Annotated in this window: 15 protein-coding genes and 1 pseudogene; 11 read left to right on the forward strand and 5 right to left on the reverse strand. The window is 67.5% G+C overall.

Features of this window, described 5'->3' with window-relative positions; genetic code table 11:
* A partial coding sequence (locus tag KMAL_RS13540) for a primosomal protein N' (protein WP_110096170.1) occupies positions 1 to 2,135 on the reverse strand: 2,135 nt, incomplete at its 3' end.
* 125 nt (positions 2,136 to 2,260) lie between these two features.
* On the opposite strand from KMAL_RS13540, the gene KMAL_RS13545 reads away from it, so the two are divergent.
* The 3 genes from KMAL_RS13545 to KMAL_RS13555 are packed head-to-tail and all read left to right on the forward strand — an operon-like array spanning position 2,261 to position 5,261.
* Positions 2,261 to 3,235, forward strand: a complete 975-nt coding sequence (locus tag KMAL_RS13545) for a tyrosine recombinase XerC (RefSeq protein WP_110096171.1) — start codon at positions 2,261 to 2,263, stop codon at positions 3,233 to 3,235.
* Positions 3,236 to 3,270: 35 nt separating this feature from the next.
* Complete coding sequence (gene pip / locus KMAL_RS13550; protein ID WP_110096172.1) at positions 3,271 to 4,230, forward strand: prolyl aminopeptidase; 960 nt, start codon at positions 3,271 to 3,273, stop codon at positions 4,228 to 4,230.
* A 2-nt stretch (positions 4,231 to 4,232) separates the two neighbouring features.
* Positions 4,233 to 5,261, forward strand: a complete 1,029-nt coding sequence (locus KMAL_RS13555) for a retroviral-like aspartic protease family protein (RefSeq protein ID WP_110096173.1) — start codon at positions 4,233 to 4,235, stop codon at positions 5,259 to 5,261.
* 174 nt (positions 5,262 to 5,435) lie between these two features.
* On the opposite strand, the gene KMAL_RS13560 is transcribed toward KMAL_RS13555, so the two are convergent.
* Positions 5,436 to 5,948, reverse strand: coding sequence for a hypothetical protein (locus KMAL_RS13560; protein ID WP_167400051.1), 513 nt, complete (start codon positions 5,946 to 5,948; stop codon positions 5,436 to 5,438).
* A 64-nt stretch (positions 5,949 to 6,012) separates the two neighbouring features.
* Positions 6,013 to 6,351, reverse strand: coding sequence for a P-II family nitrogen regulator (locus KMAL_RS13565; protein WP_110096174.1), 339 nt, complete (start codon positions 6,349 to 6,351; stop codon positions 6,013 to 6,015).
* A 263-nt stretch (positions 6,352 to 6,614) separates the two neighbouring features.
* Between KMAL_RS13565 and KMAL_RS13570 the strand changes: the two genes are divergently transcribed.
* The 5 genes from KMAL_RS13570 to bla all read left to right on the forward strand — a co-directional run bounded on the left by KMAL_RS13570 (position 6,615) and on the right by bla (position 12,558).
* Complete coding sequence (locus KMAL_RS13570) at positions 6,615 to 7,838, forward strand: UbiH/UbiF/VisC/COQ6 family ubiquinone biosynthesis hydroxylase (RefSeq protein WP_110096182.1); 1,224 nt, start codon at positions 6,615 to 6,617, stop codon at positions 7,836 to 7,838.
* A gap of 57 nt (positions 7,839 to 7,895) precedes the next feature.
* Positions 7,896 to 8,759 carry a serine O-acetyltransferase gene (gene cysE / locus KMAL_RS13575; RefSeq protein ID WP_110096175.1) on the forward strand — a complete coding sequence of 288 codons (864 nt, stop codon included), beginning with the start codon at positions 7,896 to 7,898 and terminating at the stop codon, positions 8,757 to 8,759.
* On the forward strand, positions 8,759 to 10,027 hold the full coding sequence (locus KMAL_RS13580) for a BaiN/RdsA family NAD(P)/FAD-dependent oxidoreductase (RefSeq protein ID WP_239020146.1): 1,269 nt from the start codon (positions 8,759 to 8,761) through the stop codon (positions 10,025 to 10,027). Before cysE ends, KMAL_RS13580 begins: the two co-directional genes overlap by 1 nt.
* On the forward strand, positions 10,024 to 11,523 hold the full coding sequence (locus KMAL_RS13585) for an ATP-binding protein (protein WP_110096176.1): 1,500 nt from the start codon (positions 10,024 to 10,026) through the stop codon (positions 11,521 to 11,523). The genes KMAL_RS13580 and KMAL_RS13585 overlap by 4 nt, the downstream gene beginning before the upstream one ends.
* Before the next feature lie 213 nt (positions 11,524 to 11,736).
* Entirely contained in the window at positions 11,737 to 12,558 is an 822-nt protein-coding gene (gene bla / locus KMAL_RS13590; RefSeq protein ID WP_239020147.1) for a class A beta-lactamase, read from the forward strand.
* A 91-nt stretch (positions 12,559 to 12,649) separates the two neighbouring features.
* Here bla and KMAL_RS13595 read toward each other — a convergent pair whose 3' ends face one another.
* Both KMAL_RS13595 and KMAL_RS13600 read right to left on the reverse strand, forming a co-directional pair.
* A complete protein-coding gene (locus tag KMAL_RS13595; protein ID WP_110096178.1) occupies positions 12,650 to 13,111 on the reverse strand; it encodes a GNAT family N-acetyltransferase in 462 nt (153 codons plus the stop codon).
* 221 nt (positions 13,112 to 13,332) lie between these two features.
* A complete protein-coding gene (locus KMAL_RS13600; protein ID WP_110096179.1) occupies positions 13,333 to 16,254 on the reverse strand; it encodes an Rne/Rng family ribonuclease in 2,922 nt (973 codons plus the stop codon).
* Between the two features lie 791 nt (positions 16,255 to 17,045).
* Between KMAL_RS13600 and KMAL_RS13605 the strand changes: the two genes are divergently transcribed.
* The 3 genes and pseudogenes from KMAL_RS13605 to KMAL_RS13615 all read left to right on the forward strand — a co-directional run.
* Entirely contained in the window at positions 17,046 to 17,969 is a 924-nt protein-coding gene (locus KMAL_RS13605; RefSeq protein ID WP_408887928.1) for an N-acetylmuramoyl-L-alanine amidase family protein, read from the forward strand.
* A gap of 319 nt (positions 17,970 to 18,288) precedes the next feature.
* Positions 18,289 to 19,863 carry a 2-isopropylmalate synthase gene (locus KMAL_RS13610; protein ID WP_110096180.1) on the forward strand — a complete coding sequence of 525 codons (1,575 nt, stop codon included), beginning with the start codon at positions 18,289 to 18,291 and terminating at the stop codon, positions 19,861 to 19,863.
* Positions 19,864 to 20,271: 408 nt separating this feature from the next.
* Positions 20,272 to 20,369 (forward strand): annotated as a pseudogene (locus tag KMAL_RS13615) (rod shape-determining protein); the annotation flags it as partial.

A 20,369-nucleotide genomic window follows, 5' to 3' on the forward strand; every position in this document is an offset into this window, starting at 1 on the left:
CCGCGCAGGATGGCAAGTGGCGCGGGCGCGGGCCCCAGCACCTGCACGCCCTCAAGGCGCGGGGCTTCCTGCCCCAGCGCGCGGGCGGTTGCATCGGCGGCCTCGGGTGTGTCGGCACTGACGATCAGGGCGACAAGGCGGCCGAAGGGCGGCCAGAAGCCGGGACGGCGCTGTTCGGCCTCCTGTTCCATGAAGCTTGCGAAATCGCCGGAGACGAGGGCCTCCATCACCGGGTGGTCGGGGACGTAGCTCTGCAGCAGGACATGTCCCTGCGCCTCCGCCCGGCCCGCGCGGCCCGCCACCTGGTGGAGGAGTTGCACCGTGCGTTCGGCCGCGCGCAGGTCGCCCCCGCCAAGGCCGAGGTCCGCATCGACGATGCCCACCACCGTCAGGTGCGGGAAGTGCCACCCCTTTGCGACGATCTGCGTGCCGATCACCAGGTCGATCTCGCGCCGGGCGATGCGTTCGACCGCGTCCGCCGTGGCGGCCGGACCGTGGAGCGTGTCGCTCGCCATCACAAGGATGCGCGCATCGGGGAAGGTGGCGCGCGCCTCCTCGGTAATGCGTTCGACGCCGGGGCCGATGGGGGTCAGGCTGTCTTCGGCGTTGCATGACGGGCAGGCGGGGGGCATCGGTTCGTTATGCCCGCAATGATGGCACGTCAGGATGCGGCGCGCGCGGTGTTCCACCAGCCACGCGGTGCAGTTGGGGCACTGCATCCGGTGCCCGCAGGTGCGGCACAGCGTCAGTGGCGCATAGCCCCGGCGGTTGAGGAACAGCATCGCCTGTTCCTGCCGCCCGATCGCGTCCTCGATCGCGCCGACCAGCACGGGAGAGAGGAACAGCCCGCGTTCGGGCGGGTCGGCGCGCATGTCGAGTGCGCGCACCTGCGGCATGGACGCATTGCCATGCCGCGCCCCCAGCCGCAGGTGGCGGTAACGCCCCGCGCCGACATTGGCCAGTGTCTCAAGGCTTGGCGTGGCGGAAACCAGGATGATGGGGGCGGCGTCCATGCGCGCGCGCACCACGGCCATGTCGCGCGCGTTGTAGGTCACGCCTTCCTCCTGCTTGAAGGAGGTTTCGTGTTCCTCATCGACGATGATGAGGCCAAGGCGTGAAAAGGGCAGGAACAGCGCCGAGCGCGCGCCGACGACCACGCGCGCCGTGCCATCGGCCACCGCCCGCCACGTCATGCGCCGCAGTCGCGCGCCAAGGTCGGAATGCCACAGGGCGGGCTGCGTGCCGAAACGCCGCGCGAAACGCCCGGTCCATTGCGAGGACAGCGCGATTTCAGGCAGCAGCACCAGCACCTGCCGTCCTTTTTCAAGGCACGCGGCAATGGCCTCCATATAGATTTCGGTCTTTCCCGATCCTGTCACCCCTTCAAGCAGCGTGATCGAAAACCGGTCCTCCGCCACCGTGTCGCGCAGGGCATGGGCCACGTCGGCCTGCTCGCCCTCCAGCACGGGAGGGGCGTGGGCAGGGTCGGGGAGGCCGAACGCAGGCGGCGTCGCCAGCACGACCTCACGCAGGCAGCCCGCCTGCGCCAGTCCGCGCACGACGCTGGCGCCGACCCCCGCCTGCTTCGCCAGTTCGGTGGTCGAAAGCGGCGCGCCCGTGCCCGCGACCTCAAGGACCTTCTGCCGCGCGGGCGTCAGGCGCAGGTCCGTGGGCACGTCGCCCGTCACCTGCCACCCGGCGGCGGGGCGGGGGGCCGCGGCCATGGCGTTGGCCCGCAGCGCCATGGCCAGCACCATGCCCGGTGGCGACAGGGTGTAGGCCGCGACCCAGTCGATGAAGCGGCGCAGGGCGGCGGGGATGGGCGGCAGGTCCAGCCGGGCGCTGACCGCGCGCAGCCGGCCCGATGCGACAGTGGGCATGGGGGGCGGCATGAATTCGGGCGGCAGCCGCAGTTGCGCGTCCCATACCACGCCGGTTTCGGTGCGCCGGCCCAGCGGTACGGTGACGATATCGCCCGGCTGCAGGTTGCCTGCGGGCGGCATGCGGTAATCCAGCGCGCCGGCAAATGGCAGGGGCAGCATGACCCGGACGCGTTGCGGAGTGCCGGATGGGGCGTCAGGGGGCGTGCCCGGTTGCGACTCCAGCAGGTCTGGCGTGTGGTTGCGGCGCGGCATGGGGGTTTTCTAGCGTCGTGGCGGGCGGATGTCTTGCCTGCTGTTGCATGGGGGGGCACATGGGATCATGAACGGGGGATCATGAACGGGTGTCGCAACACCCGGCAGGCAAGGGACGACACGCCATGATGGCCATGCAGGCATGCGCATGTTTTCTGGAGTGGATGGCAGATGAACGCCGTGCCTCCCCCCGCACGGTGGAGGCCTATCGCGGGGACCTGCACCGGTTCATCGAATTCCTTGGCACGCATATCGGGGGCGAGGTCGATGTCGCGGCCGTCGATACGCTCGGCCTTGCGGACCTGCGGGCGTGGCTTGCGTTCGAACATGACCAGGCGCTGCGCCCGCGCCCGGGCCACCGCGTCACCACCCGCGACCGTGCGGCGCGCACGCGCGCGCGGCGGGTGTCGGCGCTGCGCTCGTTCTTCCGCTACCTCGCGCGGCATCACGGGGTGGACAATCCAGCGCCTGCGCTGCTGGCCGCCCCGCGCGTGAAGAAGACCCTGCCGCGCCCGCTAAACCATGAGGATGCGCTCGAGGTGCCGCAGGGTGTCGCGGAAATCGCGCATACCCCCATGGCGCGCATGCGCGATGGGGCGCTGTTCCTGCTGCTGTATGGCTGCGGCCTGCGCATTTCGGAGGCGCTGTCGCTCGACATTGCCGACCTTGACCGCGCCATGGCGCTGGGCGGCGGGACGGACGAGGGCGTGCTGCGCATCAAAGGCAAGGGCGGCAAGGAACGCATGGTGCCCATCCTGCCGGTGGTGGGACGTACCTTGCGCGAATGGCGGCGTCACCATCCCGCGCCCCTTGCCGGGGCCCCGCTGTTCCCCGGCGTGCGCGGCGGCCGCCTGCAACCGGCCGTGGCGCAACGCGCGATGCGGACATGGCGGCACATGGCGGGCCTGCCGGAACATGCAACCCCGCACGCGCTGCGCCATTCATTTGCAACGCACCTGATGGAAGGGGGCGCGGACCTGCGCGTGATCCAGGAACTGCTGGGCCATGCCAGCCTGTCCACGACGCAGCGCTATACCCTTGCCGACGAATCGCGCCTGCTTGACGTATGGAGCCGTGCCCATCCCCGCGCACAGGTGTAGAGTGTCCCCGCACGACCCCGGAGTTTTCTACAGCCATGAACCAGTTCCCCCGCCAGCCCTATCCCCCCATTGACCCGTATGACCACGGATACCTCGATACCGGGGACGGGCACCGGGTCTATTGGGAACTGTGTGGCAATCCCGACGGGATTCCCGTCGTGTTCCTCCATGGTGGGCCGGGGGGCGGCTGCTCCGCGCTGCAACGGCGGATGTTCGACCCGACGCGCTACCGCATCCTGCTGTTCGACCAGCGCGGATGCGGACGCTCCAAGCCGCATGCCTCGCTGGAGCACAACACGACGTGGCACCTTGTCGGCGATATCGAACGCCTGCGCGAAATGACGGGCGTGAAGGCGTGGATGGTCTTCGGCGGGTCATGGGGCTCGACGCTGGCGCTGGCCTATGCCCAGATGCACCCCGACAGGGTCACGGCACTGGTGCTGCGCGGGATTTTCGCCCTGCGGCGGGCGGAGGTGCTGTGGTATTATCAGGAAGGCGCGTCATGGCTGTTCCCCGATAAGTGGGAACGCTTCATCGCCCCGATCCCGCCGGAGGAGCGCGATGACCTGATCGGGGCCTATCACCGGCGCCTGACGGGGGCGGATGAAGAAGAACGCAACCGCGCCGCGCTGGCGTGGAGCCTGTGGGAGGGCGAGACGCTGACGCTGCTGCCGATGCCCGACATCGCGACGCAGCATGCGGACATCCGCTATGCCACCGCATTTTCGCGGATCGAGAACCATTATTTCGTCCATGGCGGCTGGCTGGAGGAAGGGCAGTTGATCCGCAATGTCGGCCTGATCCGCCACATCCCGGCCGTGATCGTGCAGGGGCGTTACGACATTGCCACCCCCATGCGCACGGCGTGGGACCTGCATCGCGCCTGGCCGGAGGCGACGTTCCGGCTGATCGACGCGGCGGGACATGCCATGTCGGAACCGGGGATCATGTCGGCCCTGCTGGACGCGACGGATTCGTTTGCCGACCGGCTGTAGGGATGGTGGTGCCTTCCCCCGGCCGCCCCCTGCGGCCATGGCGTATCATCGCCTGCATGTCCGTGCTGCTGTCCTGTGTGTCCGCACTGCCCGCACGGCCCGCCCATGCGCAGGGCGAGGCGCGGCTGTGTTCGCGCCGGCATGTCGCGCAACTGCCGCTGCGCAATGATGGCGGATACCTGTCGATCGTGGCGCAGGTGGCCGGGCGGGAGATCAGCCTGCTGGTGGATACGGGGTCGGATGGCGGGCTGCTGACGCCGGAGATGGTGCATCACCTGCGCCTCGGCCTCGACCCGGAGCAGCAGACGGTGGTCCATGGCACGGGGGGCACGGCGCATGCCACGCCCAACGCCATCGTGCCGGACCTGCGTATCGGCGGGATCGATTTCGGCGTCATGTCCGCGCCGGTGGGCGTACTGCCCGGACAGCCGATGATCACGCCGCCGATCGGGGGGCTGGTCGGGGGGGATGTCCTGTCGCGCTTCGACCTCGACATGGATGTCCCCAACGGGCAGCTGGGCCTGTGGGAAGTGCATGCGCAATCCATCGCCTGCGCGCAGCCCCCGGCATGGGCGGGATGGTATGACACCCTGTCGCTGCAACGGCAGGAAAACCGATTCATGCTGGGCGTGCGCATCAACGGGCAGCCGGTGATGGCGCTGCTCGACAGTGGCGCGCGCTCACGCATTGTCTCGCCCCGGCTGGCCGCGCGCCTTGGCGTGCCCGCGCAGAAGCTCGAGACCGATCCCGGTGGCGTCACCAGCGGGATCGACGGGCACGAGGATGTCTATCACTGGCATCGCTTCGACAGCCTGCAGATCGGCCATGAGCTCGAACGCAATCCCGTCATGACGGTCGCCCCCCTGCGCGAAGGGCTGGAGATGCTGCTGGGGTCCGACTGGTTCGCGGCGCACCGGGTCTGGATTTCATATGCGACCGGGCAGGCATTCGTCAGGCCAGCGGCCGGCACGGCAGCGCCTGCCGTAAAGCATCCTGCGGCTGTGCCGGTGGTAAGGCACCCGCAGCCATGAGGGGAATGTGAAGGCGGAATGAAAGTTTCCGGGCGCGGCCTTTTTTTGAAAAGGGCAGCGTTCTTTGAAGCTTTTTGAAAAAGGCTTCACCAGAAACTTTTGAACGATTGCACGCAGGTTTGCTGCGGGAGTTCATCCCGTCCCCGCATGGGCGGAGGACGGGATGAAGGGAAATCAGCCCTTCAGGTGGGCGTTGCACACGCTGTAATATCCGCCGCCGCGCTGGATCCAGCGCAGGCCGCCATTGGCGTTGGCCGCCTTGTTCGCGTTGTACTGGTCAAGGCAGGTGTGCAGGCGGGCCTTGCCTGTCGCTTCCTTGGCGTATTTGGGAGAAATCGCACTCGGCAGGGTGGCGTTGGTCGCCGCGGGGGCAACGGCCGCAGCAGCAGGGGCAGCAGCAGGGGGCGTGGCCTTCGGGGCTTCGGCAGGGGCACCAGTCGTCGCGGGGGCGGCCGGTGCCGCAGGCGTTGCCGCCGTGGCCGGGGTTGCGGCGTCGTCGCACTGCGCGGCCTTGAAGGCCTTGTAGGTCTGCCCGTTCAGGGTGCCTGCCGTGCGGGCAGCCACGAATTTCTGGTGGCAGGATTTCGACGTTTCACGGGCCTGGCCGGTGACGGGCGACAGGGCCAGTGCGGCCGGAAGGCCAAGGGCCATGGCAACGGTCAGGCAGGTGCGGCGGGAAAAAATCATGAAAAAATGGTCCTCCGGTATGATCGCTCAGGGCCGTGATGAAAAAGGATGGGCGGACCCGCGCCTAGAGCGCGCTGTCGCCGGTTTCACGGGTGCGGATGCGCACCACGCTTTCAAGGGGGGTGATGAAAATCTTGCCGTCACCGATCTTGCCGGTGTGGGCGGCCTGCACGATGGTCTCGACCGTCTGTTCGACCACGTCGTCCGGCACCGCGACCTCGATCTTGATCTTGGGCAGGAAGCTGACATGGTATTCCGCGCCGCGATAGATTTCGGTCTGGCCCTTCTGACGCCCGAATCCCTTGACCTCCGACACGGTAAGGCCCTGGATTCCCAGCGGGGTCAGCGCCTCGCGCACGTCGTCGAGCTTGAAAGGCTTGATGATGGCTGTGACAAGCTTCATCTCACCATGTCTCCATTCCTGTCTTTGCGGGCGGGGCCGGGGCGTCGTTCATGCATCCGCATCCCTCCTATACCGCGAGTGTGATCGCCATGTCATCCGTCTTGCGTCGCCTGCGTGGCGTTTGGCGCCGGTGCGCAGCGTTTGGACAGCAGGTGCGTTGCATGCCATATCTGCGTGGCATTGCGCGTGAACACCCCGGCGGGGCCTGCGGTTCCCCGCGGCGGCCACGGATCAGGACAGAGACGAAGACCATGAGCGAACACATGACACCCCCCCCGTCCACCCCGGCGGACGCGATGGAGGTCGATGTCTGCATCGTGGGGGCGGGCCCCGTGGGCGCGACCCTTGCATGCCGCCTGGCGGTGGAGGGGCTGCGCGTGGTCATCATTGATCGCGCCGCCCTGCCGCCGATGGAACATCCCGCCTTTGACGGGCGTGCCTATGCCATCGCGGCCGGGTCGCGCCGCCTGCTGGAGGCGGCGGGCGTGTGGGGCAACCTGCCGATGCCGTCATGCGACATCCGCGAAATCCGCGTCACCGATGGCCGTCCGGGGGAACGGCCTTCGCCGCTGTTCCTCGAATTCGGGCGCGAGGACGCGACCGAGCCGTTCGGCTCCATGATCGAGGCGCGCGCCCTGCGTGTCGCGCTGAACGCCACGCTGCATGCAAAGCCCGGTGTCACCGTCCTTGCCCCGGACGAGGCCACGGTCGTGCGCCGTGCCGAAGGCGCGCTGGTGACGACACGCAGCGGGCGCACCATTTCCGCGCGCCTTGTCGTTGCGGCGGAAGGGCGGCGCAGCCCGCTGCGCACGCAGGCCGGGATCGTGGTGACGCGCCTGCCGTACCACCAGTGCGGGATCGTGTGCGCCGTGGCGCATGAACGCCCGCATGAAGGCCGCGCGCTGGAACATTTCCTGCCTGCCGGTCCCTTCGCGCAACTGCCGATGGCGGGCACCGCCGAACATCCCAACCTGTCCGCGCTGGTCTGGACGGACGAAGAAAAGCTGGCCCACCGCCTTGCGGAACTGCCGGCCGAGGCCTTTACCCATGAAATCCACCGTCGCATGGGCGACTGGCTGGGGGCCGTGACGCCGGTGGGGCGGCGCTGGGTCTATCCGCTGTCGGCGCAGTATGCGCAGCGCTACATCGACACGCGCCTTGTGCTGGTGGGGGATTCGGCCCACGGGATCCATCCCATCGCAGGACAGGGGCTCAACCTTGGCTTCCGTGACGTGATCGCGCTGTCGGACCTGCTGGCGGGCGTGCAGGCGCGCGGCGGCGATGTGGGCGCACCGGACGTCCTGCGCGATTACCAGGCGCGCTGCCGCCCGGCCAACATGCTGATGCTGGCGGCGACGGATGCGCTCGAACGGCTGTTTGGCAATGACAATCCCGTCCTGCGCCTTGCGCGCGATATCGGGCTGGCGGGGGTCAACCGCATCACGCCGCTGCGCCGGGCATTCGCGCGCCACGCCATGGGGCTGTAGCGCGCGGACCATCGGTTTCGTGTTATCCTTTCGTCTTTCCTGAACGGACGCTCCGACATGTCTGAACGTCAATCCGCCCCGCCGATGACCAATCACAGCCGGCCGCCGGTCCTGCCGCCCACGCTGTCGGGCATCGATATCGACGCCCTGTGGCGTGAGATCGTCGAAGGGGCCTGCGGGTGCTGCGACCCGCTGGTCAAGGGGCTGCTGGCTACCGGGATCCGCAACCATGCGACCTTTGGCGCGGCACTCGCGGCGCTGATCGGGCGCAAGCTGGGGGATCGCGCCGTGGCCGACGACGCGCTGTCCGAACTGGTGACGGAGGTGTTCGCCGCAGATCCCGATATCGTGGCCGCCGCCGCCGCCGACCTTGTCGCCATCCGCGAACGCGACCCCGCGACGGGCAATTACGCAACGCCCTTCCTGTTCTTCAAGGGCTATCATGCGGTGCAGAGCTACCGCGTGGCGCACTGGCTGTGGAACAACGGGCGCGAATACCTTGCGCTGCACCTGCAAAGCCGCTCTTCGGAACTGTTCGCGGTGGATATCCACCCGGCCGCGCGGCTGGGACGGCGCATCCTGTTCGACCATGGCACGGGCATCGTGATCGGCGAGACCTCGGTGCTGGAGGACGATGTCTCCCTGCTGCAGGGCGTGACGCTGGGGGGCACCGGCAAGAACGTGGGCGACCGCCACCCCAAGGTGCGGCGCGGCGTGCTGATCGGGGCAGGGGCCAAGATCCTGGGCAATATCGAGATCGGGGAGGGGGCGAAGATCGGCGCGGGGTCGATCGTCCTTGAATCCGTCGCCCCCTACACCACCGTCGTCGGCAATCCCGCGCGCGCGGTGGGCACGCGGCATTCCTCGCTTCCGGCCTTCACCATGGACCAGATGCTCCCGCCGCTCGACTACATCATCTGATGGCGGGTCCCGGCGCGCGCGATATCACGGGGATGGATGTCATTGTCGTTGGCGGCGGCCCGGCGGGCCTGTCGGCGGCGGAGGTCCTGTCCGCCGCCGGGTGCCGTGTGCGCGTGCTCGAACAGCGCCCCACCGTGGGGCGGAAGTTCATGATGGCCGGGCGTGGCGGCCTGAACCTGACACATTCCGAACCGATGGCGCGTTTCATGGCGCGTTATGGCGCGGCGCGGCCCCATCTTGAGGCCGCCCTTGCGGCCTTCGGGCCGGATGACATGCGCGCATGGGCGGCGGGACTGGGGCAGCCCTGTTATGTCGGCAGCAGCGGCCGGGTCTTTCCCGTCGCGATGAAGGCCTCCCCCCTGCTGCGGGCCTGGATCGCGCGGCTGGAGGGGGCGGGCGTGCGGATCATGACGCGGCATTGCTGGCGCGGATGGGACGCTGCCGGGCATGTCCGTGTCGCGGGGCCGGACGGGACGGAGGCCACGCTGCGCGCCGACGCGCTGGTGCTGGCGACGGGCGGTGCCAGTTGGGCGCGGCTGGGGGCCGATGGCGCATGGCGCGACATCGTGGCGGCGCGTGGCGTGGACGTCGCCCCGTTCCGGCCCGCCAACTGCGGCTTTCGCATCGGCTGGTCCGACCTGATGCGCACCCGCTTCGAGGGAGTACCCCTGCACGGGATCGCCCTGCGGATCGGTGACCTCAGCGCACGCGGGGAGGCCGTGGTCACACGCAGCGGGATCGAGGGCGGGGTGGTCTATGCCCTGTCCGCGCCCATCCGCGATGCGATCGCACGACAGGGGCCTGTGCGCATCCATATCGACCTGCGCCCGGACATGGACATCGCGCAGGTGACGCAGCGCCTTGCGCGCGTGCGGGGACGCGAAAGCGTGTCGAACCTGCTGCGCAAGGCGCTGCGCCTGTCGCCCGTCATGCTCGCCCTGCTGCGCGAGGGGGCGGGCGTCAGCCTGCCGCGTGATCCGCAGGCGCTGGCGGCCCTGCTCAAGGACGTGCCGCTGGTGGTGGAGGGGACGGATGATCTCGACCGGGCGATTTCGGTGGCCGGCGGCGTGCGCTGGGACGATGTGGATGCGCACCTGATGCTGCGTGCGCTGCCCGGCGTGTTCGTCGCGGGGGAAATGGTGGACTGGGAGGCGCCGACCGGCGGCTACCTGCTGCAGGCCTGCATTGCGATGGGACGCCGGGCGGCGCAGGGTGTGGTGCAATGGTTGCATGACACCCCCAAGGGGCTGTATCCGTCAGCGCCATGACGGTAGCGATCACGATTGGGGAGAGACGGGGGGCCACCGCGGGGGATGGCCCCGTCACGATGGACCTTGCGGAACTGCTGTCCACGCGCCTGCTGGTGCAGGGCAATTCCGGGTCGGGCAAGTCGCACCTGCTGCGCCGCCTGCTGGAACAGTCCGCGCGGCTGGTGCAGCAGGCGATCATTGATCCCGAGGGCGATTTCGTCAGCCTTGCCGACCGTTACGGCCATCTGGTCATCGACGCCGCCGAACATACCGAGGCCGCGTTGCAGGCGGCGGGCGAGCGCATGCGCGTGCATCGCGCCTCCGTCGTGCTGAACCTCGAAGGCGTGGATGCTGAGGTGCAGATGCGCCGGGCCGCCGCCTTCCTCGGCGGCATGTTCGAGGTGCCGCGCGAATACTGGTATCCCGTGGTCGTGGTGGTGGACGAGGCGCAGATGTTCGCCCCGGCAGCCGCGGGCGAGGTTTCGGACGAGGCCCGGCGCGCCTCCCTTGGCGCGATGACCAACCTGATGTGCCGGGGGCGCAAGCGCGGACTGGCCGGGATCATCGCGACGCAGCGGCTGGCGAAGCTGGCGAAGAATGTCGCGGCGGAGGCGTCCAATTTCCTCATGGGGCGCACCTTCCTCGATATCGACATGATGCGCGCCGCCGACCTGCTGGGCATGGAGCGCAGGCAGGCCGAAAGCTTCCGTGACCTTGAACGTGGCTGTTTCGTGGCCCTTGGCCCGGCCATCAGCCGCCGCCCGCTGGCGGTGCGGATCGGCCCGGTGGAGACCGAAAGCCGCTCGGCCGGCCCCGCCCTGATGCCGTTCGAGCCGACCGCCCCGAGCGAGGAAATCCGCGAACTGATCCTGACCCCCGTGCCGGAGCGTGAACTGCCCGTGCGCGCGCCGCGTCCCGCCGCCCCGCCGCCCGATATCCTGGCGCAACTGGCCGCCCATGCGGATGTCGCCCGCGCGGAGGCCGAGGTCGAGGCGCAGGCCGTCCCTGATATCGACCCGGAGGAACAGAAGCAGCGTTTCGCCGCGATCCTTGCGGACATCCTGCAGGACGAGGAAGCTGGTTTCCGCCCGGTCCATGTGCTGTACCAGGACTTCCTTGTCCGCTGCCGGATCGAGGGGATGGGCCGCCAGGCGCTGGACATGCCGCGTTTCCGCCGCGCGCTGGCCACCGCGCGGGCTGGCGTGGATGCCCGTATGGCGCAGACCGACGTGTGGAAACAGGCCGAACAGATGGCCTCTGCCCTGCCGGAAGACGTGCAGGGGATATTCCTGCTGATTGCCCGCAGCGCGCTGGAAAAGTTGCCCTGCCCGTCGGATGCGACGATCGCGCGGGCCTATGGCACCCATTCGCTGGGCCGTGCACGTCGGCAGTTGACGTATCTGGAGGAACAGAACGTCATCGTCCTGCGCATGGACGGGATGGGACGGCGCAGCGCCGTTATCGTCGGCCTTGGCTGGGAAACCGCACCGGCCCTGCCCGACGCGCCTGCGTAAGGGAATGTTGGGAAGACATTCAAAAGTTTTTGGTGAAGCTTTTTTTCAAAAAGCTTCAAAAGACACCGCCTTTTTGAAAAAGGGCACCATCCAGAAACCTTTTTGACTTATCCAGGCCCACGGATATTTCTAAGAGACATCCTGAAACCGGTATCAAGATGAATCGGGAAACATATGCGGCGTCGCGGTTTCATATCATGTGGGTCAGCCTTCATGCTGTCGCCTTCCTTTGCTCATGCGGCGGTGCCTTCGGTCCTCTCCGATTATGAACATGCCACGGGCGGCCATGTCGGCGTCTGTGCCCACAATATCGCAACGGGGCACAAACTGCTGTGGCGCGCAGACGAACGTTTCGTCATGTGTTCCACGTTCAAGGCATCGCTGGTGGCCTGCGTGCTGTCGCATGTCGATCAGGGGCATGACGGGTTGGAGCGTGTCATTCCCCTGACCGCAGCCGACATTCAGGACTGGTACGCCCCCGTGGCGAAGGCGGCGCTGGCGCAGGGACGCACGGGCCTGTCGGTGGGGGAGATGTGCGAGGCCGCGGTGGAGCAGAGCGATAATAGCTGCGCCACGCTTCTGCTGTCGCGTATTGGCGGGCCATCCGCACTGACGGCGTTCTGGCGGGCCATGGGCGATGTGACGACGCGGCTGGATGACCCCGAACCCTACCTGAACCGCACGCCTGCCGGAGGGGTGCGCGATACCACGACGCCTGCGGCCATGGCGGCGATTGTGCAGAAACTGGTTCTGGGCACGGTCCTGTCGGCATCGTCGCGCGAACTGCTGACGCGCTGGATGGTCGGATGCCAGACGGGAAGGAACCGGCTGCGTGCCGGATTGCCCGCGAACTGGGTGGTGGGGGACAAGACCGGCAATAATGCCCGTGACGCGGCGGGCGATATCGCGGTGGCATGGCCCCGGCCGGGGACGCCCATCGTCATATGTGTCTATACGCGGGGCGGGACACCCACGGAACAGCAGTTTGCCGCACTCTTTTCCGGGGTTGGACGGCTGGTGGCGCAGACTTTGTGAATAAAAGTTCTTGGGTGCCGCCTTTTGATCTGAAACGGCGGCGTCTTTCGAAGCTTTTTGGAAAAAGCTTCACCAAAAACTTCTGAATGATTTACGCGGCGTTCTGCGCCAGCCAGCGTTCCCGTGTCAGGCGGTAAAGGACCTGGCGGCGTAGGGGATGGCCACGTGGGACGCGCGGGTGGTCGAAATCGTCCCGGGGGTCGTGCACCATCCCCAGTTTTTCCATGACGCGACGGGATCTCAGGTTGGCCGACACCGTGTTTGCGACGATTTCCGGCAGGTCCAGTCCCTCGAATCCGAAGCGCAGGCAGGTGGCTGCGGCCTCTGGCGCGTAACCCCGGCCCCAGAAGGGACGCGCCATGCGCCAGCCGGTAAACGGGGCATCATATCCCACCCGGTTACGCTGGTTGTCGATCCATGTCGTATGGGCGGCATGCGGTGTCAGGGGCATCATGTATCCCATGACGGCCGGGTCTGCCGACATGTCCGCGAATGGCTGCCGGTGCCTGTCTTCCCACGGACGCAGGACGAGGCGTTGCGAACGGAGTTCCATGATGATGTCCTCATCCCTGATGAAAGACCGTAAAGAAGTTTTTGGTGAAGCTTTTTCCAAAAAGCTTCAGGGAATGCCTCCTTTCTGAAAAAAGACGCCCCCGCAAACTTTCCGGTTTCATCAACCCGATGCCCTGAAACGTCCCCAAAAGGAACAGGCCCTGCATCCGGGGAGGATGCAGGGCCTGTCCTGTCAGTCACGCCATGAAAAGGCTGCGTGGATCAGCGTTTCCACCAACCCGTGCGCCGTTTCGGGGCGGGCGCGGCCTCGGTGGTTTCGGCGGTTGCCGGTTCCACCGGTGCAGCCTCTGGCGCTGTCGTGGTTTCCACCTTCTTGCGGCGGGTCCGGGTCGCCTTGCGGGCCGGGGCCTTTTCTTCCGCTGCGGGTTCGGCCTCGGGGGCCGGGGATGCCGCGGGTTCAGCCTCCACCTTCTTGCGGCGCGTCACGCGACGGGCCTTGGGCTTTTCCTCCGCCTTTTCCGCCTCGACCGGGGCGGCATCATCGGCAACGGCGTCCGACGCCTCCTTGGTGGCCTTGGCCGTGCTGGTGCGACGGCGGGTCGGCGTCTTGGCGGCAGTGGCCGTGGTGCGCGTGGTGGTTGCGCGCCTGCGGCGGGGTTTGGCCTCCGTCACGCTCTCCTCGGCCTTTTCCTCTTCCGGCGTGGTCGCGACAGGGGCGGCTTCGGCCGGCTCTGCGGCTTCGTCCTTCTTCGCGCGGCTGCGGGTCGTGGTTGTGGTGGCCTTGCGCGTGGTCGTGCGACGACGGCGCGGCTTTTCCTTCACCTCTTCTTCAACCACGGGTTCCGGCTGCGCCTCGACCACCGGCTCCACCACTTCGGCTTCCACCGTCTCCACCTTCGCCGGGGCTTCCACCGGGGCCTCGGGTTCAGGCGTCGCGGGCTGGGCCGTCACGACCGTTTCCGTCGTCGTGATGGGACGGTTCGTGCGGCGGGTGCGCCGACGCGGCGTGCGACGGGGCTTTTCCTCGTCGGCGGCGGGGGCTTCGGGCGTTTCCTCCCCGACCACCACGATCGGGTCTTCCGGTTCGATGGCCGGTGTGGCCGCAGGGGTCGTCGTCTGCTCGATCACGTCAAAGATGTCGATGATCGCATCGCCATATGGATCGGCAGGTGTCGGTCCCTTGTACCCAACCTCGACCACAGGTTCGGGGGCGGGGACGATCTCCGCCTCCACCGTTTCGGTGCCCTGCGCCTCGACCTCACGGTTCGTGCTGCTGCGGCGACGGCGACGGCGGCGACGGCGACGGTGGTCCGTACCCGATGCCGCGTCCTCGTCCGTCAGGGCGGTGGCGTCCGGGGTCGTGGCCCCGTCTTCCGCGGCGGTGGCGGGCGGTTCGCTGTGGATCGGGATTTCACGCACGCCCGTGCCGTCGGCGCGCGGGGCTTCCGGCTCGGCCGTGATGGCCGGGGCGGGGGCCTCGAACTGCGCCGTCTGCGGACGGGTGCGCTCGATGCGCGATTCCGCCGCATGTAGCGTGGAATCGGCGGCGAACGTCACATGCATCTTGTGACGTTCCTCGATTTCATGCAGCCATGCGCGCTTGTTGTTGAGGATATAGAGCGCGATTTCGGGCGCGACATGCACCGTGACCGCGGCGGCGCGGCGCTGCATGCCTTCGTCCTCGATCGCGCGCAGGACGTGCAGGGCGGAACTCTCGACCCCGCGGATGATGCCCGTCCCCTCGCAGTGCGGGCACGGCGTAAACGTCGATTCCGCGATGGAGGGACGCAGCCGCTGGCGCGACATCTCCAGCAGGCCGAAATGCGAGATGTGGCCCACCTGGATGCGCGCGCGGTCATTGCGCAGCGCTTCCTTCAGGCGGCGTTCGACCATGCCGTTGTGCTTGCGGCTTTCCATGTCGATGAAGTCGATCACGATCAGGCCAGCAAGGTCACGCAGGCGCAGCTGGCGCGCCACTTCGTCCGCCGCCTCGAGGTTCGTGCGCAGGGCCGTTTCCTCGATGTTACGTTCCTTCGTCGCGCGGCCGGAGTTCACGTCGATCGCGACCAGCGCCTCGGTCTGGTTGATGACGAGGTAGCCGCCCGAACGCAGTTGCACCGACGGCGACAGCATGGAATCCAGCAGCCCCTCCACCCGGTAGTGGGAGAACAGCGTCTGCCCGTGGTCCTGCCACAGCCGCACCTTCTGCGCGTTCTGGGGCATGAGCATGCGCATGAACTCGCGCGCGGATTTCCACCCGGCCTCGCCATCAATCAGGATCTCGCCCACCTCGCGGGTATAGATGTCGCGGATGGCGCGCTTGATCAGGCTCGCTTCCTCATAGATCAGGGCCGGGGCCACGGACTTGAGGGTATGTTCGCGGATGTCGTCCCACAGGCGCAGCAGGTATTCGCAGTCGCGCATGATTTCCGCGCGCGGGCGCTGCGCGCCGGCAGTGCGCACGATCATGGCCATGCCATGGGGGATCTGCAGTTCGGCAATGATTTCACGCAGGCGGCGGCGGTCGGCCACCGACGTGATCTTGCGCGAAACGCCCCCGCCGCGCAGCGAGTTGGGCATCAGCACGCAGTACCGTCCCGCAAGCGAGACGTAGGTCGTCAGGGCCGCGCCCTTGTTGCCGCGCTCTTCCTTGACCACCTGCACCAGCAGGATCTGGCGGCGGCGGATGACTTCCTGAATCTTGTAGTTGCGCAGGAAGCGCGCGATGCGGCGCTGGGCCTCGGGCTCGTCGCCGGTGTCGTTCTCGCCGCCGACGGTTTCGGGCTCGGCTTCCTCGGCGTCGCCTTCGCGGGCGGTGGCCTCGTCCGTGGCGTCGTCTTCGCCTTCGGCCTTCTCGTCGTCCTCACGCGCGTTGCGCGCTTCTTCGGCGCGGCGCTCTTCTTCCTGCAGCGCCAGCAGCTTCTCGCGGTCGGCAACGGGGATCTGGTAGTAGTCGGGGTGGATTTCGCTGAAAGCGAGGAAGCCGTGGCGGTTGCCGCCGTAATCGACAAAGGCGGCCTGCAGGCTGGGTTCGACCCGGATTACCTTGGCAAGGTAGATATTGCCCTTGAGCTGCTTTTTCGCCGCGGCCTCGACATCGTAGTCTTCAAGCCTGTTACCATCCATCACGACCACGCGGGTTTCTTCCGCGTGGGTCGTGTCGATCAGCATGCGTTTGGTCATTAAAACGGGAACTCCGGTATGTCCGGTTCGTGCGTCCGTCCCGCGCAATGCCCCACAGGATGCTCCGGGGGCGGCGGGAACGGGAATGGGAACGGACAGCAACATCAATTGAAAAAGGGTGACCGTATCCGGCATTGACCCCATGGCGGTCGTCACGCGCGACGGCGACGGCATGCGTGGCATCGTGGCCCGGCATCGTGCCGTTCCATGACATGCATGTTCCTGTCGCGTCGGCGGATATGTCCACCGTGGTCATCACTCCATCCTCGGCCATCTGGGGGAAGGACCGGTCCCGCATGGCGGAAGGGGGCCTTCGTGAAAAAATATCGACAGGTCCGTGTCACCCGGCCTCCTGTCGATCGGGAGCGCCGGTGCGGTGGCCTTTGTCGCGCGCATGGTCCGCTACAGCGGCATTCCCGTGACATGGATTCGGTCCGGAAAAGGCTTGCGGGCGCGCGCCTGCTGGCTGCCGGATGGATTCGCGCCGTCGAACGGCATGTCAGGGCACGGGGCAATTTCCCGCCATCCTGACGTTCGGACGTCGCACGCCCACCACTGTCCGTCACCATGGCGCAACCGCGCGCTTCCTGCAAGCCTTGCGAATGTTTATGTCACTGACGCGCGCGCGGCGTGATGGTATCATGGCTCGGCCCGACACCAGACCTGTCCCATGAAGGCCATATCGCAGCATGCGCACCGTACCTTCCGCCGATATGCAGCACGTCCCCGGCACTGACGCCGCGCATGGCGTGCGTCCCGATGCCGCGACCATCGCCACGCCGCCCCATGCGATGCGTGGCGGCGGGCCGATGGATTTGCGCGTGGCGGTGCGCCGGCGTGCGCTGCTGGCCGGGATCGCGATGGCCGCCGTCGCCCCGCACCGCGCGCTGGGGGCGGTGGCGCACCATGGCGCGGCCCATCATGGTGGCGCCCACGCCAGCGTAACTGCCCCATCCCATGGGGCCACGCACACGACGCTGCACCGGCCGGCCATCGTGGGACGGGCGGAACCGCCCCGCCCGCTCATCATGCTCGACCCCGGCCATGGCGGGAAGGACCCCGGGGCGATCGGCGTTTCCGGCACCTATGAAAAGCACGTGGCGGAGGCCGCCGCCGCCGAACTGCAGCGCCAGTTGGTCGGCAGCGGGCGCTACCGCGTGGCGATGACGCGCGCCGATGACCGCTTCATCCCGCTGGAGGGGCGGGTGGACCTTGCGCACACGCACAAGGCGTCGCTGTTCATCTCGATGCATGCCGATGCGCTGCATGACCGCATGGTACGGGGCGCCAGCGTCTATACCCTGTCGTCGCACGCGTCCGACGCGCAGGCGGCGGCGATCGCGCGTTCGGAAAACAGCGCGGACCGTTTCGGTGGCCCGCAGGTGCATGCGACCTCGCCCGAGGTGCAGGAAATCCTCGCCAGCCTCGTGACGGAGGAGACGCGCCATGGCGCGGCGCACATGGCCAGCAGCATCGTCGCCTCCTTCCGCCCGCGCATCAGCCTGCTGACGCACCCGGCGCGGCATGCCTCCTTTGTCGTGCTGAAATCCGCGGACATCCCCTCCGTGCTGGTGGAGATGGGGTTCATGTCCAACCATCTGGACGAGGCCGCGCTGCGGCAGTCCGCGCACCGCATGGTCGTGGCGGGTGCGATGGTCCAGGCGATCGACCGGTATTTCGCCTCCGCCTCCATGGTGACGCGGGTGACGGGATAAGGGGCGGGGAAGGGCGCATTATGTGTTGCAATCGGCCGTCTGCGCTGTATTGTGCCCGACATGGCAACGGACACGCACATTCAGGCAGGTTTGACAGGCGCGCAGGCGTCCATGTCCCTGCGTGCACGCGACCGCGCCGGACTCCTTCGTCTTCTACGACTTATCCGCCCCTGAGCGGTCAGGGCCGGCCTGTTCCGGTGCGCCCAGGGGAAAGTCGGGCCGCGTCATGCGGCCACCATGAAACGAATGACGCATTCCCGCCCGGCCCGGCCCGGTGTGGAATGCCGGTCCCACATCCGGATATGTCCGAGGTATTTCAATGACCATCAACCATCCGTCCTTTGGGCGCATCGACGAAAACCGTGTCATCATTTTCGACACGACCCTGCGTGACGGGGAGCAGTCGCCCGGCTTTTCCATGAACATGGCCGAAAAGCTGCGCATGGCCGAGGCCCTGGGCGACCTCGGCGTCGATGTGATCGAGGCGGGCTTCCCCGTCGCGTCAAAGGGCGATTTCGACAGCGTGGCGCAGATCGCGCAGACCGTGAAGACGGCGGTCGTCTGCGCGCTGGCACGCAGCGGCGGCAAGAACGACATCGCCAGCGCGGGCGAGGCCATCCGTCAGGCGAAGCGCGGGCGCATCCACAACTTCATCTCCACCTCGCCGCTGCACATGAAATACAAGCTGCGCATGGAGCCGGAGACCGTGCTGGAGGTCATCAAGGCGGGCAACACGGCGGCGCGCCAGTTCACCGATGACGTCGAATGGTCGGCCGAGGATGGCTCGCGCACCGATCCCGACTTCCTGTGCCGCTGCGTGGAGGCGGCGATCAAGGCCGGTGCCACGACCATCAACATCCCCGACACGGTAGGCTATTCCACGCCGGAGGACATGGCCCGCATCTTCGCCGACCTGCGCGCGCGCGTGCCGGGGGCGGACGGGGTGATCTTCTCCACCCACAACCACAACGATCTCGGCCTGGCGGTGGCGAACACGGTCGCGGCCCTGCGCGCGGGTGCGCGGCAGATCGAATGCACGATCAACGGCATTGGCGAGCGCGCGGGCAACGCCGCGCTGGAGGAAATCGTCATGGTCCTGCGCACGCGCCATGACGTCCTGCCCTATATCACCGGCATCCAGACCGAAAAGCTGCTGAAGATGTCGCGCATGCTGTCCACCATCACCGGTTTTGACGTGCAGCCCAACAAGGCGATCGTCGGGCGCAACGCCTTCGCCCATGAAAGCGGCATCCATCAGGACGGCATCCTCAAGAACGCCGCGACCTACGAGATCATGACGCCCGAAAGTGTTGGCTGGACGCGCTCCTCGCTGGTGCTGGGCAAGCATTCGGGCCGCGCGGCCTTCCGCGACAAGCTGAAGGCCATGGGCTACGACGCGCTGGACGAGGCGCAGTTCAACGACGCGTTCAACCGCTTCAAGGACCTCGCGGACCGCAAGAAGGTCATCTATGACGAGGATCTGGTCGCGCTGGTCGATGACGAGGTGCGCGACCATGCCCGCATCCGTTTCGTCGCGCTGGACGTGTCCGCCGGTTCGCGCCGCCCGGCGCAGGCGGAACTGACGCTGGAGGTCGATGGCAGGGAAGAACATGCCACCGCCGCCGGGCAGGGGCCGGTCGATGCGGCCTTCAACGCCATTCGCGCCATTGTTGCCCATGATGCGACGCTGCAGCTTTATTCCGTCGGTGCCGTGACCGAAGGCAGCGACGCGCAGGCGCGCACCACCGTGCGGCTGGAGGAAGGCGGCAAGATGGTGGACGGGCAGGGGGCCGATGCCGACACGCTGGTGTCCGCCGTGCGGGCCTATGTCCATGCGCTGAACAAGCTGCTGGTCAAGCGTGACCGTGCGGAGCCTGCCGAACTGACGGCATGACGCCGGCGGCCTGAAGGGGCAGCGCCCGTCCGGACTGCGGACGGGTTCAGGCCGCCTTTGTGAAACAGGGGGCTTCGCCATCACGGTGAAGCCCCCTGCCGTTGGGGGTCAGGTTGTCGCGGGGATCAGTATCCCCCCTGATCTTGCGAATATCCGCTCTGGTACCCGCTCTGGGGATAGGCGGCACCCTGCGGGTAGGCCCCGGGGGGATAGGTTTCCTGCTGCGGGTAGGACTGCTGGGAATAGCCTTCCTGCGGATATCCCTGTTGTGAATATCCCTGCTGGGGATAGGACGGCGTGGCGTACCCGGCAGGGCGCGCGCCGGGGCAGCTCTGCGGCGGGTATCCGGGGGGCAGGACCGTCCCGTTGGGGCAGATGTAGCTTGGCGCCCCCCCGCCGGAGGGACGCCTGCGCGATGGCGTGATTGCCGATTTTGAAGTTGCGGAAGAGATGATCAAGCACTTCATCCGCAAGGTGCATAATCGGCGCATGTTTGCCAGCCCGTT

Origin of the sequence: Novacetimonas maltaceti (assembly GCF_002906255.1) — a bacterium.
Classification (GTDB): Bacteria; Pseudomonadota; Alphaproteobacteria; order Acetobacterales; family Acetobacteraceae; genus Novacetimonas; species Novacetimonas maltaceti.